The sequence below is a fragment of the Paenibacillus sp. JJ1722 genome (assembly GCF_048282685.1).
In the GTDB taxonomy this organism is placed as follows: domain Bacteria; phylum Bacillota; class Bacilli; order Paenibacillales; family Paenibacillaceae; genus Paenibacillus; species Paenibacillus polymyxa_B.
This window is the reverse complement of record NZ_CP182500.1, coordinates 1,251,023-1,264,296: the sequence shown is the minus strand read 5'-3', so window position 1 is coordinate 1,264,296 and position 13,274 is coordinate 1,251,023. Positions and strand designations below refer to the sequence as shown.

Here is a 13,274-nt window from a genome sequence, read left to right as displayed (position 1 = left end):
GCAAGGGGGTCCCGTTGCTGTTCACATTATAACCGATTCAAAACGGTGCGAAAACTGAACCTGATAATCAGGGCTTGCCTTCTGCACCTACTTTGTTTAAAATAAGGTCAAATCTTTTGAATACCATGAACAAAGACAGTGACGGAGACAAGTAAACGTCTAACGGATTCCCACAGAAAGGTACGAATTGCTGAGAGCGTACCGCAATCCCGCGTTGAAATTCACTCCCGAGTCGAGCCTTGAACCAACAGAAGGATTCATTCCTTTGTCCGCAGTAGAGGTTTCCGGAAGCCCCCGTTACGGGCATCAAGCTCAGAAGTTACTGCCGTCGACTGAACGACGTTGACGATTCGTATGTATACTTCTGTAATTAGGGTGGTACCACGGCATTCGTCCCTTGCGACGAGTGCCTTTTTGTGTTATTTTCTGCAAGAAAAGTCTATGGTCTGACAGAAAAAACAAATTTAAATTCGGGAAGGATGTAGTACTGTATGTCTACAAATGAAAATTCTTTGGAGCTGCTGCGTGAACAGCTCGATGCTACAAATTTGCAATTGCTGGAGTTGCTGTCCCAACGCGCTGAACTGGCGGGACAACTTGGAAAATTGAAGGAAGCTCAAGGGGTACCTGACTTTGATCCGGTACGTGAGCAACAAATGCTGGACAAGCTGATCGCGGCTAACCGTGGGCCTTTTGACGATGCTACGATTCGCCAGCTGTTCAAAAATATTTTCAAGGCTTCTTTGAACTATCAAAAAGAAGAACACAAAAAACATCTGATCGTCAGCCGCAAAAATCAACCGGATAGCACAGTTATCAAGGTTAAAGATACGCTGGTGGGCGGCAAAGCCTCCATCATGGTTGCAGGTCCCTGCTCGGTCGAAAGCTACCAGCAAACTCGCGAAGTAGGTGCGGCTCTCAAGGAAGCCGGTGTGCCGATTCTGCGTGGTGGTGCGTTCAAACCACGTACGTCCCCGTATGATTTCCAAGGACTGGGCGTGGAAGGACTGCAAATTCTCAAACGTGTAGGCGACGAGTTCGGGCTGGCTACAATCAGTGAAATCGTCGATCCAAGACATTTGGAGGAAGCCATCCAATACATCGATATTATCCAAATTGGCGCGCGCAACATGCACAACTTTGAATTGCTCAAAGCTGCGGGTGAAACCAGAACTCCGGTTCTGCTCAAACGCGGACTGGCTGCCACAATGGAAGAGTTCCTTCATGCTGCTGAATACATCGTTTCCCGTGGTAACACGCAAGTCATGCTGATTGAACGCGGTATCCGTACGTACGAAAAATGGACGCGTAACACGCTGGATATTTCCGCTGTTCCGATTTTGAAAAAGGAAAGCCATCTGCCTGTATTGGTGGACGTGACTCACTCCACAGGACGTAAGGACATCCTGGCTCCTTGCGCCAAAGCTGCCTTGGCTGCTGGAGCCGACGGTATCATGGTGGAAGTCCATCCAAACCCAGCAGTCGCTTTGTCCGATGCTCAGCAACAGCTGAACATTCCTGAGTTCCACAACTTCCTGTCTGAAGTTAAAGAATCCGGTTTATTCAAAGCGTAAAACTAATTTTATGCCGGGATTCATAAACCGCTTTCATTTTCTCGGACAATGATGTAAAATTGAATCAGGATTGTGACTGATCATGCAGGCAAAACCTAAATGTATGTATGCTCGACTTTTGTTGAGGCATATATATGTTTAGGTTTTTTTTATGCCTAATTCTTGAATAAAAAGAATACCTACATGGTTATAATCCTAAAAAAACATCATAGGAACGTTCAGAGAGGGGAACAGAAATGAGAGAAAGAAAAGGGTTAAGCATTTTTTTATTAGCCATGATTTGTATTTTGATCATCAGTGGCTGTAGTAGTAAGGCTCCCGCCGTTGTGAAGGATGAAAGCGCTGCTCCAACAGAAAAACAAACGGAAAATAAAGTAGAAAATAAAGCAACCAAGGCCAGAACGGTAATCACTACCGATGGAGAAGTAGATGATATGAACTCTGTCATTCGCTTTCTTCTTTACTCCAATGAAATGGATTTGTCGGGGATTGTACTGACTAGCTCCGTATATCATTATGCAGGTGATGAAAAGGCTGGCATCAAGCCATTTAGATGGACCGGAACGCAATGGGTAACGGACATGATTGATGCCTACGGAGAGATTTACCCCAACTTAATCAAACATGCCGAGGGATATCCAAAGCCTGAATATATCAAGAGCGTTACCAAAATAGGTAACATTTCAAATAAAGGTGAAATGGACAAAGAAACGGAAGGCTCCAATTTCCTTAAAACACTTTTCCTGGACGATGACAAAAGAGATTTGTACGTACAAACTTGGGGTGGAACCAATACCACGGCCAGAGCTTTAAAGTCCATTGAAGACGAATATAAAAATACAGATCAATGGGAAACGATTCGAAAAAAAGTAAGTGATAAACTCGTACTGTACATCATTCTGGACCAGGACGATAGCTACAATAATTACATCGCTAAAAATTGGCCTGACATCAGAATTATTAATGATCAATCTAACTTCTGGCATTTCGCTTATGCTTGGAAAATGCACACAGAAGAAGTAAACAGCAAGTTGCACGGGGAATGGAACTTCAAAAATATTAAAGATGGTCATGGCAAGTTGCTCAATATGTATGCCTTGATGGGCGATGGCAATATCATCAAAGGCGAGTTGGATGAAGAACAAAGAGGCAGTGAAGCCTACTTAAAGAAAAATCCACAATACGACAAGTATGACTTTATTTCTGAAGGTGATTCTCCATCCTTCTTCTATTTAATTGATAACGGATTGCGGAGTATGGAAAACCCAACCTATGGTGGCTGGGGAGGTCGTTTCGGTGTCGTTAACGATAAATTATTTAGAAATACCGTGTTAGATTATGATGTGCATACGAAAAAATTCGAAGCAGAGTATTCTCTGATGCGTTGGTTTGATGATATTCAAAATGACTTTGCTGCTCGTGCAGATTGGGCTATTGCATCCGACTACAAAGATGCCAACCACAATCCAACGTTGACCATTAAAGAAGGATTAGACCTAACCGCTAGTCCAGGGGAGAAAATAACCCTGCATGCAGAAGGTTCAGATCCCGACGGTAATCAATTGACCTATAAATGGTGGAGATATTTTGAAGCAGACACGTATGAGGATTCTAAAGTAAAACCAGCACAAGTTAAACCTGAATTGCTGGGGGAAATGCAGCTTGGGCTTCATCGAGAAGTAGCTAAAGGCGAGAAAGTAAACACGATTGACTTGCAAGGTAGTGATACGAATGCAGTTAGTTTCACAGTTCCTGCAGATGCTAAGTCAGGGAATACGCTTCATATCATTGCAGAAGTACAGGACAATGGAAAACATCCTTTAAAGCATTATCAACGTGTGATTGTAACCGTAAAATAATTGAACACAACACCCAATAAAATTAGGCTCATGGAATAACACTCCATGGGCCTGTTTATTTTTGCACATCGGAACTCAGACAATCTCTATACACGTTTAATGCTTTTTTCAGTCAAAGGAACATAATATCCTTTGCCATTCGGACCCATAGCAAATTTATTGCGAAGATGAATTAGATTAGGGCCGAATTTCGCCTCTAATTGTTCACGGAACTCATATAGGATTTCCATGATATAAATATCATGAATAATCACTTCTGTAATCGGCATCACCAGACCCGGATGCAACGTCCATGCAGCGCGGCTGTCATCTCCAAGTGAAAGTATGCCAGCTACGACCTCCCTGTCGTCTACGCTAAGTACAATCCACCGACCACCAATTTCAGACGTAATCTCCTCACTCATATCATGGCGGTAAACAGTAGCGAAATCAAAATTAAGCTCCCCATACGCTACAATGATCACTTCAATTCCTTGTTGAGCGACTTGCTCTAAGGCATCTCGGAACACCTCGGCATCCTCTTTCCAAATTTCCAATAAAATTCGGTGTTTTGCTCCCTTTACCCCTTCATTTATGCGATTGATAATGGCTTCATACCCCGAAATATTCCAAATATTCTCTCTATTTTGAAATGATGCTGTGTACTGCTCCAAACTCTCTTGCGCCACATTGAAAATCTGCTCTGCTTTGCGTTTTCTCTGGGCAATCAATTCATGTGGCGGGAGCGGCACATACAGAGGCGTATTTTCTTGACTGACCATGATATCCCCACGGCTGACCATTCCAGACAAAACCTCGTAAATTTTGGATCTCGGTACCCCGGAATTCAATGAAACGGCGTATCCCGAAAGTGGAGAGCTTTCCAATAAGGTCACATAAGCCTTGGCTTCATATTCACTAAAATTCAAATCCCGTAGAATTTCTAATATATTTGGTTTTGGTTTCATGACGTCTTCTCCTCAATTCGTGTTCATCCTTACTATATCACTTCCCCTTGACAAAAACTGATATACACACTATCTTTTTAGTAACGTTTTTATAGTAGTCACTTTAGTAGCTACTATTATCATTTCACAGGGAATTACCTCAGGGAGGATTTAACTTGAACAAAGTCATAGCTCATCACAGCGAAAGCAGCCGGATTTACTACGGTTCTACGATTCTGGCCCTATTGATCTGGAGTACATCGTTTATTGCCACCAAAGCAGCCTACACGACGTTCCCCCCTCTTACCTTGGGTCTATCCAGATTTATTATAGCTTCCGTTGTGCTAGGTATCGTTTTGCTGATTAAAAAAGAACATATCAAAGTAAAGCCAAAAGATTTGGCTACGATTTCGTTTAGTGGTGTTTTGGGAATCACTCTCTATTTTTCAATGGAGAATATAGGGGTTAGCTTGACTACCGCTTCCAACGCAGCATTAATTGTTGCATCATATCCCGCAATTACATCGCTGCTTGAACTTATTTTGTATAAAGTGAAAATATCCAAATATAAAATTTGCGGCATAGCACTGGCCATGATCGGGGTATATTTCTTGACTTCAGTTGGCGAAAGTTCGGCTAATAAGAATCAACTAATCGGAAATTTAATATTGATTGGAACGGGTTTTGCGTGGGCGTTTTACACTTTCATGACGCGCAAGGTAGTGGACAAATATCCGCCTGTGACGTTATCTTTTTATCAAACTGTTGCAGGAAGTATCTTTTTTATACCGTTGGCTCTATTAGAAAAGGATAGTTGGCAGGCTCCGACAACAGGATCGTTTATGTTGTTAGTATATCTGGGCGTATTCTGCTCCGTTATCGCATTTTTGCTTTACAATTACGGATTAATCAAGCTGTCACCGAGCAGTTCCGTTTCTCTGATGAATTTGGTTCCGATATTTGGAGTCTTATTTTCTGTGTTGCTTTTGCAAGAAACGATTACATGGCGCCAAATCATTGGTGGTTTGGTCGTCATTATAGGTGTCCTACTGAGTGCTCATCAAACGAACCGTACCTAAAATGATAGATTGCACACTAGTTATAGAAGTTAAGATAAGCATCGTTGTATAGGTATTAGCGCTACAGTACAAGGGCGAGTGACCTCACCAAAAGTTTCTCGCCCAGTCGGTTGCATTTATGCAGTCGGCTTTTTTTCTTTTATATAAAAAAGGTGGTTATATTGATTGATGAGGTTATCCATAATTACAGACTGTCTGAGCACACTGGCATGATTAAAGCCATGTTTTGCTTGCAAAATATACAGCTTTTGACGAGCTTTCTCAAGCTGTTGACGCAAAATGTCGTCTCTTATCATAATATATCCCTCCTTGTCATATTATCAGTGTAGAGGGTTATGAATAAGTATACTAAAAGTAAAGGTTTGGGATAATTATCTAATCGCACAAAAAAAGACCTGCTCTATGAGCTCTAAGGTTGTCCTCTTAGACAATCCTGTGTGATTCGCTTATCCGGCAGAATGAATATCCTGATCCGTCACGTTCTTCCTGGCTGAAACCGGGAACACGTTTTTTCCCTTCGCCCATAGCAACAACGCTGCAAGCAGCAGTATGCCACCGTTTAACACAAAGATCCAGCGGATTGGCATCCAGCTGCCAAGCATACCGCCAATCAACGGCCCCGCCATGGTCGCGAGTTGAGTAGCTGATTGGCTCAAGCTAAAGGCTCGTCCGCGAAACTCCGGCTTGGTGACCTCCACAGTCATTGCGTTGATAGCCGGCATGACGGACGCATAAAACAATCCATATCCAAACCGAAGCGCACCAAAACCAACAAAGTTGGTTACAAAAAATTGTAAGATGTTCCCGATTCCCGAACCGATCAGTCCAATCAGCAGCACGTGTGCAAATCCGGTCCGGCCTCCAATCCGTCCCCATCGGGGAGCCATGAGCACCGCCGCAATACCAACGGCTGAGAATACAATCCCGGAACTTAAAGACGCCCGGCTACGGTCAACTCCCATTTCAAGCACATATACCGTAATTAACGGTTCCAATATCATGACGGAAAAGGTACTTAATCCCGCCAGAATAAGCAAAAAGCACAAAGGCCGATTAGCAATAGCCTCCTTGATATCATCACGAACATGCGAGCGGGTACTGGTTCCCTTGAAGCTGTCCTCTCTAGCGCCAAAAGTCGCGATTAACGCAGATACCAGCACAAGAGCTGCAGAGAAAAAAAAGGCATTTCGATTGCCATAATAATGGCTCACTACACCGCCAATCAGCGGACCTATAATGCTGCCTGTCGCCCCAGCGGTCGCCATAATACCGAGTGCATAGCCGGTTTTCTCCTCAGGCGAGCCCGTTCCGACCAGCGCAATCGCAGCAGGAATAAACCCGGATAGAAGGCCTTGAAACAACCGTACTCCTACGAACACATACGGATCTGTCACAAAAGCACATATCAGGTACAACACCGCCAGGCTAAAGCCTGAACGAATCAACATCGGCTTACGTCCATACTTATCTGCAAGCGAACCCCAAAATGGGGCAATCAGCGCGCTGGCTAAAAAAGTGACTCCAAAGGCAATCCCCGACCACAGTTCCAGATGATCATTTACGCCCATTTCCGTATTCAGAAAAATAGGTAAAAACGGAATAGACACGGAATAGGCCATGCTGCAAAACAATACTCCAATCCACAAAATGACCAGGTTTCGCTTCCAATATAGATGCATGATGCCACACGTCCCTTCTGCTCATTCCATTATTACCCTCTAAATTAGAAAAGTCTACCGCCCAGCTCATCCTTCAATCGTGGAACAACCGTGCAGAAGCTGATATAATCGAATGGAATGGAGATGATGACATGGCTAAGAAGAGAAATTCGTCTTCCCCTGCTCCTGCGGCTCAGGACAAACCTGCTACGTTAAAAGATCTGTTGAGTCAGGATGTGCTGAATAAGCTTAAGGCTCAAGCCAATGAAGCCCAAGCAGAACAGGACAAGCGTAAAGAAGACGAACGGCAGCGTGCCGTCGAAGCAAAAAAAGCTGAACAGAAGAAGCTGGATAACAACTTCGAGCATCTACTGAATAACAGCAATTTGGACTGGCACAAATATAAATAAGCCAAAACCACAACGGTTTTGGCCTATCTTTACGCTTTATGTTATAGCCAGTCACGAATATGTTGTACTGAGTACAGCACCCCTACCCAAACCGGCAGACTGAACGCCATACCCCATATGAGACCTTTCGCCAGCTTTTTGTCTACCTCCATCATGATCCTGCCCCTTTCCTTGGGAATAGCAGCAGTATGGGTCAAGAATACGGCTTTCAAACCCGTATTTCCTTATCCCCAGCAAAAAAGGTATGATAGAAAATGGAAAAGTGTTCTGCGCTGCCCCCAAACTATAATTTAGGATGTTACACCATCCAACCTTTCAGGAGGAATATCAATGAACCGAAAAACGATACGCCCATGGTACACGCTGTGCCTGCTGGCCATCATGCTCGTGCTGGTTGCTGGATGCGGCACAAAAGCGGCCGATGTGGAAGCTGCCAGCCGGACAAGCACTACAACTCCTGCTGCGACTAAAGACAAAAGCAAGGCTGTTTCCCATCCGATTGTCACGATTGTCATGAATGATGGCAAGAAAATTAAGCTTGAGCTGTATCCGGAAGTAGCACCGAACACGGTTAACAACTTCATTTCTTTGGTGCAAAAGGGAGCCTATAACGGTACCATTTTCCACCGTGTCATCCCAGGCTTTATGATTCAGGGTGGTGATCCGCAAGGTAACGGTACAGGTGGCCCCGGCTACAGTATCAAAGGCGAATTCAAGAGCAATGGTGTTAACAATACACTCAAACATACACGTGGCGTATTATCCATGGCCCGCTCAGCGGATCTGGATTCGGCCGGATCGCAATTTTTCATCATGGTTGCCGATGCGGACTACCTCGACGGTCAATATGCCGCTTTCGGTAAAGTAACGTCCGGGTTGGATGTGGTCGATGCTATCGTCAATTCCAAACGAGATAGCAATGACAAACCGATCAAACCGGCTACGATGAAAAAAGTCACTGTGGATACGCTGGGTAAAAAATATCCAGCTCCAGTCAAAGTAAAGTAAGACATCAAATCAGTCTTTCAAAACGGGATAACAGCAACGACCTTGTGCATACGCATGAGGTCGTTTTTGCTTATCCCCTGATGCTTTCTAAGCTGCTGTCTCTGTGATGTAGTAAGAGTATATACACAAAAGGAAGCGTTTTCAATCATTATTTTTAAAGTTTTTTACTGTTAAATGGGTCTGTCAGCGTTCGACAAAAAAGCTACTGTATGAGCAGTAAATTCGTCTAATTGGACTTAGTCTCGACTGAACGAATACCTTCCATCTCTTGCAGCAGTGACAGCAGTTCCTCCACTCCCTCTGACCGGGACAGCTTTACAAGCATATGAATAACCAACTGCTCACCATTATTGATGCGCTCGACGTGAAAGCTGTGAATCGTCAGCTTCTTGTGCTCCAGCAGTTCTTTGATCCGATTCAGCACGCCCGGCTCATTGTCGACCTGAACAACTACTTGTCGCGTGGACGGAGTAGCCATCTGATAAAAACGACTATGGAGCAAGGACTGAGCCGCTAAAATAAACAGCGTTACACCTGCACCAAGCCCATACATCCCTGCACCTACGGCAATACCGATTCCGGCGGTAGTCCAGATGCCTGCGGCAGTGGTCAGCCCTTTGATTCTATTTTTTTGTGTAAAAATCATCCCTGCGCCAATAAAGCCGACTCCACTTATAACCTGTGCTGCTATTCTGGAAGGGTCCAGCGACAGGTTCGACCAGACGGTTTGATCCTGAAAACCATATTTGGATACCACCATCATGAGCGCTGCGCCAATACCGACAATGAAATGGGTGCGAATGCCCGCTTCTTTCATGCGACTTTTGCGCTCATAGCCAATTAAGGCGCCGCATAGTCCGGCAAACATGACCCGAATCAGGTAATCCCAATCCCACATACTTTTTTCACTCCACTATCGTTTATGTTTTGAAAAGATGCTGCTCCTCAAATATATACAATTCGAAAATGCTATGGCAAATGAGCCGTTTATACAGCTGTTATTTTGTTATTACCCAAATTTTAAGGAACCCTCACTTCATTCTCCGGCAGATTGCGATGTGCCTTCCTTCCCTTGAGCAGCCATAGCTCCGGTGTATCCTGCACACCATCAAGGCGCAAGCTGAACGCCTCTGCTGGTAAATTGCGTATACGCAGCAATAGACGGTTTCCGTCTGCTACGGCATCCACAAGCTCCAGCAACGTTAGTGAATCGCTCCTTAGATGGCGGCTCAGGTCGCGTGTTGTACCTGCTCTGTCCTCCCGGCTCCAAATACGCAGCTCATCTACAGACGGTGTGGCAATCCGCTTGCTGAAAGAAATAACTACCTCATCTTCTGCTGAACGTTCCGCCTTAAGCGGTTTGGGCGGCTCATCGTACATGTAACCACCCAAATGGTATTCATAGGCGGTCCAGGCGTCGTAGCCGCCCTCAAGGGCGGTAGCCCCAAACCGCTGCGTCCACTCGCGGTCACGTACCATACGCGCGAGGGAGCCAATATCCGCCTGCACCCCGAGGGGCAGGCCCGGATAAGCGGCCCGTATCGACTGCGCGATGCGAGCATAGCCCCGGGTATACTGTGGCGGTAGACGGCGGCGCATCCAGTCCGGCCAATGGGTCTGGAGTACGTGCATATCCGGGGCGACGCACCCGATCATAGCTACCGCGTCCAGACCCTGCCATTCCCGCAGCTGGCCTGGGACATCGCCGCGTCCGCTCACAGCAAGCGACCATGTCGCCACGCAGATGTCCGGCCGGACATCACGTACACCGCCCGCGCCGTTCACCAGCTCGCTGATCAGGCCGTTCACGGCGTCCACACGCAGATCAACCCACTGCGCGTACAGCTTCGGAACCTTCCGGTAATAATTCCGCGCATGCTTGTCGCGGAAATCCGGAATGTCCTCACCGCTACGCTCGCGAAAGGCACGCTGTGCATGCGGCCCAACATCCCCGTACACTCCACTGCGCAGCCCGTTCCATTCGGGGAAATAAGGCTCCGCCACCTCGAACCCGTCGAACGGAATGTCGGTGACGAGCCGGGCAGCGGCTTTCTTTTTCCATTCCACATACTCCTGAGCAAAATGCGAAAGCCGCTGAAATCCGTCGTTCGGTTCGCGCAGCAGCTCCATGCGCCATTCTCTCCACTCCGGCGGCAGCTGGGACACGCCAAAAGAACCGTTGCCTAGCACCATTGCCCACACCGCTATGCCTCTGCGTTGAAAAGCAGCAACAAGCGCTCCATCCACTTCATTTTCACGCACGACAAAATAATGAACGGTCTGGTAGCCCGCAAGGGCGATCTCATCTGCTATACTGTCCCGCGAACGGTTGGCGTAATAGGGAAACAACGGATCGATTTGAATACTGGGGCCGCTCAGTGCCCACGGTTTCATTTTTCCGGTCAGTGCTATAGCGTCTGTCGATTCGGGTCGGTCATTTGCGTTATAGCTCAATTCGATCCACCTCCGTCACTCGGTCTTCTCCATACTTGTTCCTGCTATATGTTTTTGCTATAAGTTCCTGCTGGTTCGCCTATGTTACCATATTTCGCAAATGGGATGAAATCCAGTGTGACTGTTTCACCATCAACGTACAGAGGTATGGAATAACGAGTCAGGTTTAGTTTATGAACGGAATGGGAGGAATAGTCAATGGCAGAGCAGAGATTGCAAGGGAAGATAGCAGTGGTCAGTGGTGGAGGTTCAGGGATCGGCAAGGCAACCGCGATCCGTTTTGCAGAACAAGGCGCCAAGGTGGTCATGCTGGATCGGACACCCAAGCATGCAGAGGAGACCAAAGCAATCATTGAGCAGGCTGGCGGCGAGGCGCTTGTGCTGGAATGTGATATTTCCAAGCCGGACATGATTCAGCAGGGGTTCGCTAAAGTCGTGGAAACGTACGGAAAGCTGGACATAGTATTCGCCAATGCAGGCATTAACGGCACGATGGCCCCTATCGAGACACTGGAACTGGAGGAATGGGACCGCACGATGAACATTAATCTTCGCGGCACCTTTGCTACCGTTAAATATGCCGTCCCTTACCTGAAAGAACGCGGCGGCAGCATTATCATTACCAGCTCCATCAACGGTAATCGAACCTTTTCAGGTATTGGATTCTCAGCCTACGCCTCCACCAAGGCAGCTCAGGTTGCTTTTATGAAAATGGCAGCACTGGAGCTGGCACGTTACAAAATCCGGGTCAACGCGATATGCCCGGGAGCCATCGACACGGAAATTGACGATAACACGTACCCTTCGGAAGACTTGAAGAAGGTACAAATTCCAGTCGAATTTCCGAAGGGCGGAGAGCATCCGCTAGAGGATGCCCCTGGTGAGCCAGAGCAGGTTGCCAATCTGGTCCTGTTTCTCGCCTCAGACGAGTCATCTCATGTATCGGGTACGGAAATTTATGTAGACGGAGCAGAATCACTACTGCGTTAAGTATTAGAATGGGGAACGTTATACCCATACTACTGTTTTGGCATTCTTAGCAGCCTTATCCCTAGTCATATACTTGTGGAATAGGCTGCTTTTGTATGGCTTTACAACGGCTTTATATCGACCTGTCAGCACCATGCAGAGCTCCTTTGCGAAAGCGGACATACAGCCTGCCTCCTGGAAGCACCTCGAACAACAGCATCAGAAGCGAAAAGAACAGCAGTGCAATGGCTTCTTCTGCCAGAATGTACAGAGGATATGGCCCCAAAACATCCAATATCGACGGTGTCGACGGCTTTCCAGCTAGAAACATGTAGTTAGCACCGAGAGCATCGTCTACGATCCACACCATCAGCGCCAAGCCATTCAGAAAAAGCATAACTCCCCCCACACTCTTCCATGTCGGTTTGAGTCCTTCTATCCAGGTCATATACAAGGCTGCCAAAATAATAGCACTATGAGCTACGAAAAAATGGATAAAACGATAATGCGGAAATGTGTATGCCAAATTAGGCGTCAGTACGGCTTGGAGCGCCCCTCCAATTCCAGCAAAAAGGATGATCGGATATAACCAGCGGCTTCGAAAAATAAGCATCAGGATAGACAGCAGCAGTGTCACACTGCACAGTTCTAATGGCAATGAGGTCTGGACATCCCAAATATGCTGCATCACATACCAAATATTCAGAGTCACCTCTGACAGAATGAGAACTGTAATTAACAACCAGCGAATTCCCTCGCTTACAGGCTTGTTCGATCGAATCCATCCCCGAGTCAGCCACAGCATCAAAGCGCATACAATGAGTCCCAATATAGCCAACCCATGTGACGGAGTAAAAGCCTCGAACCCTTCTGGCGCATTGGCATCAAACCAAGGCCCTGACCACGACCTATCCATAGCTAGCCCCCTTTGATCTCTTTCTCTCTTCGTTGCATTCTATTTTATACCCAATAGCCGATTATGTTCTAGCCGTGTTTCTTGCTTGTTCAATACCTTACCTTTATGATAAAAGATATTATATTTAAAGGAGAACCCTCATGGCCATTAATCGCCGATTAATTACAGATCAGGATTTCAATGAGGCACTGGAACGTCATCTTCGTGTCCGAGTATTTCAGGATGACCAATTGATTGGCTCTGGCGGAATCATAATCCGTTTCGACGATCAAACCATCGTCGTGCAATCCAGCGTCAGTGATCTGGCTTACCACCCCAGAAAACAATGTGAGTTTTTTGAAATTAAAAAATAGCCACTACACACCGGGGAACCATTTTGCTTCGTTTTCCGGTGTGTAGCGGCTATATTTTGTTTGTATAT

The 13,274-nt window shown here is 46.2% G+C and carries 13 protein-coding genes and 1 other annotated feature; of the genes, 7 read left to right on the top strand and 6 right to left on the bottom strand.

What is annotated here, in order from left to right; translation table 11 throughout:
• The first annotated feature begins 129 nt into the window (after positions 1–129).
• Positions 130–401: a binding site (T-box leader), on the top strand.
• Between the two features lie 90 nt (positions 402–491).
• Entirely contained in the window at positions 492–1,574 is a 1,083-nt protein-coding gene (locus ACM1ND_RS05715; RefSeq protein WP_013309063.1) for a bifunctional 3-deoxy-7-phosphoheptulonate synthase/chorismate mutase, read from the top strand.
• Positions 1,575–1,810: 236 nt separating this feature from the next.
• The gene (locus ACM1ND_RS05710; protein WP_071559094.1) at positions 1,811–3,433 is read left to right on the top strand and encodes a DUF1593 domain-containing protein; all 1,623 of its coding nucleotides are present in this window, start codon (positions 1,811–1,813) and stop codon (positions 3,431–3,433) included.
• 86 nt (positions 3,434–3,519) lie between these two features.
• Here ACM1ND_RS05710 and ACM1ND_RS05705 read toward each other — a convergent pair whose 3' ends face one another.
• Positions 3,520–4,380 carry a TrmB family transcriptional regulator gene (locus tag ACM1ND_RS05705; RefSeq protein ID WP_028543189.1) on the bottom strand — a complete coding sequence of 287 codons (861 nt, stop codon included), beginning with the start codon at positions 4,378–4,380 and terminating at the stop codon, positions 3,520–3,522.
• Positions 4,381–4,535: 155 nt separating this feature from the next.
• Between ACM1ND_RS05705 and ACM1ND_RS05700 the strand changes: the two genes are divergently transcribed.
• The gene (locus ACM1ND_RS05700) at positions 4,536–5,438 is read left to right on the top strand and encodes a DMT family transporter (RefSeq protein WP_028543190.1); all 903 of its coding nucleotides are present in this window, start codon (positions 4,536–4,538) and stop codon (positions 5,436–5,438) included.
• Positions 5,439–5,554: 116 nt separating this feature from the next.
• Here the strand turns inward: ACM1ND_RS05700 and ACM1ND_RS05695 are convergent, their stop codons facing one another.
• Complete coding sequence (locus ACM1ND_RS05695; RefSeq protein WP_025723205.1) at positions 5,555–5,734, bottom strand: aspartyl-phosphate phosphatase Spo0E family protein; 180 nt, start codon at positions 5,732–5,734, stop codon at positions 5,555–5,557.
• A gap of 150 nt (positions 5,735–5,884) precedes the next feature.
• Positions 5,885–7,117, bottom strand: coding sequence for an MFS transporter (locus tag ACM1ND_RS05690; RefSeq protein ID WP_023987318.1), 1,233 nt, complete (start codon positions 7,115–7,117; stop codon positions 5,885–5,887).
• A gap of 131 nt (positions 7,118–7,248) precedes the next feature.
• On the opposite strand from ACM1ND_RS05690, the gene ACM1ND_RS05685 reads away from it, so the two are divergent.
• Positions 7,249–7,506, top strand: coding sequence for a YqkE family protein (locus ACM1ND_RS05685; protein WP_023987317.1), 258 nt, complete (start codon positions 7,249–7,251; stop codon positions 7,504–7,506).
• Positions 7,507–7,836: 330 nt separating this feature from the next.
• Positions 7,837–8,514, top strand: coding sequence for a peptidylprolyl isomerase (locus ACM1ND_RS05680; RefSeq protein ID WP_023987315.1), 678 nt, complete (start codon positions 7,837–7,839; stop codon positions 8,512–8,514).
• Positions 8,515–8,740: 226 nt separating this feature from the next.
• Here ACM1ND_RS05680 and ACM1ND_RS05675 read toward each other — a convergent pair whose 3' ends face one another.
• Positions 8,741–9,412: an MgtC/SapB family protein gene (locus tag ACM1ND_RS05675; RefSeq protein ID WP_053324781.1), complete on the bottom strand. Its 672-nt coding sequence runs from the start codon at positions 9,410–9,412 to the stop codon at positions 8,741–8,743.
• Between the two features lie 122 nt (positions 9,413–9,534).
• Positions 9,535–10,908 carry an N-acyl-D-glucosamine 2-epimerase gene (locus ACM1ND_RS05670; protein ID WP_418028007.1) on the bottom strand — a complete coding sequence of 458 codons (1,374 nt, stop codon included), beginning with the start codon at positions 10,906–10,908 and terminating at the stop codon, positions 9,535–9,537.
• A gap of 258 nt (positions 10,909–11,166) precedes the next feature.
• Between ACM1ND_RS05670 and ACM1ND_RS05665 the strand changes: the two genes are divergently transcribed.
• A complete protein-coding gene (locus tag ACM1ND_RS05665) occupies positions 11,167–11,958 on the top strand; it encodes an SDR family oxidoreductase (RefSeq protein ID WP_023987312.1) in 792 nt (263 codons plus the stop codon).
• Between the two features lie 112 nt (positions 11,959–12,070).
• Here ACM1ND_RS05665 and ACM1ND_RS05660 read toward each other — a convergent pair whose 3' ends face one another.
• Positions 12,071–12,853, bottom strand: a complete 783-nt coding sequence (locus ACM1ND_RS05660; protein ID WP_264454085.1) for a TIGR02206 family membrane protein — start codon at positions 12,851–12,853, stop codon at positions 12,071–12,073.
• A 140-nt stretch (positions 12,854–12,993) separates the two neighbouring features.
• Between ACM1ND_RS05660 and ACM1ND_RS05655 the strand changes: the two genes are divergently transcribed.
• Positions 12,994–13,206, top strand: a complete 213-nt coding sequence (locus tag ACM1ND_RS05655; RefSeq protein WP_013309048.1) for a hypothetical protein — start codon at positions 12,994–12,996, stop codon at positions 13,204–13,206.
• The last annotated feature ends 68 nt before the right edge of the window (positions 13,207–13,274 follow it).

Bases quoted from the DNA above. Each gene is read 5' to 3' on its own strand.
- ACM1ND_RS05715 (WP_013309063.1), top strand. From the start codon at position 492: ATGTCTACAAATGAAAATTCTTTGGAGCTGCTGCGTGAACAGCTCGAT.
- ACM1ND_RS05710 (WP_071559094.1), top strand. From the start codon at position 1,811: ATGAGAGAAAGAAAAGGGTTAAGCATTTTTTTATTAGCCATGATTTGT.
- ACM1ND_RS05705 (WP_028543189.1), bottom strand. From the start codon at position 4,380: ATGAAACCAAAACCAAATATATTAGAAATTCTACGGGATTTGAATTTT.
- ACM1ND_RS05695 (WP_025723205.1), bottom strand. From the start codon at position 5,734: ATGATAAGAGACGACATTTTGCGTCAACAGCTTGAGAAAGCTCGTCAA.
- ACM1ND_RS05690 (WP_023987318.1), bottom strand. From the start codon at position 7,117: ATGCATCTATATTGGAAGCGAAACCTGGTCATTTTGTGGATTGGAGTA.
- ACM1ND_RS05685 (WP_023987317.1), top strand. From the start codon at position 7,249: ATGGCTAAGAAGAGAAATTCGTCTTCCCCTGCTCCTGCGGCTCAGGAC.
- ACM1ND_RS05680 (WP_023987315.1), top strand. From the start codon at position 7,837: ATGAACCGAAAAACGATACGCCCATGGTACACGCTGTGCCTGCTGGCC.
- ACM1ND_RS05675 (WP_053324781.1), bottom strand. From the start codon at position 9,412: ATGTGGGATTGGGATTACCTGATTCGGGTCATGTTTGCCGGACTATGC.
- ACM1ND_RS05670 (WP_418028007.1), bottom strand. From the start codon at position 10,908: ATGAAACCGTGGGCACTGAGCGGCCCCAGTATTCAAATCGATCCGTTG.
- ACM1ND_RS05665 (WP_023987312.1), top strand. From the start codon at position 11,167: ATGGCAGAGCAGAGATTGCAAGGGAAGATAGCAGTGGTCAGTGGTGGA.
- ACM1ND_RS05660 (WP_264454085.1), bottom strand. From the start codon at position 12,853: ATGGATAGGTCGTGGTCAGGGCCTTGGTTTGATGCCAATGCGCCAGAA.
- ACM1ND_RS05655 (WP_013309048.1), top strand. From the start codon at position 12,994: ATGGCCATTAATCGCCGATTAATTACAGATCAGGATTTCAATGAGGCA.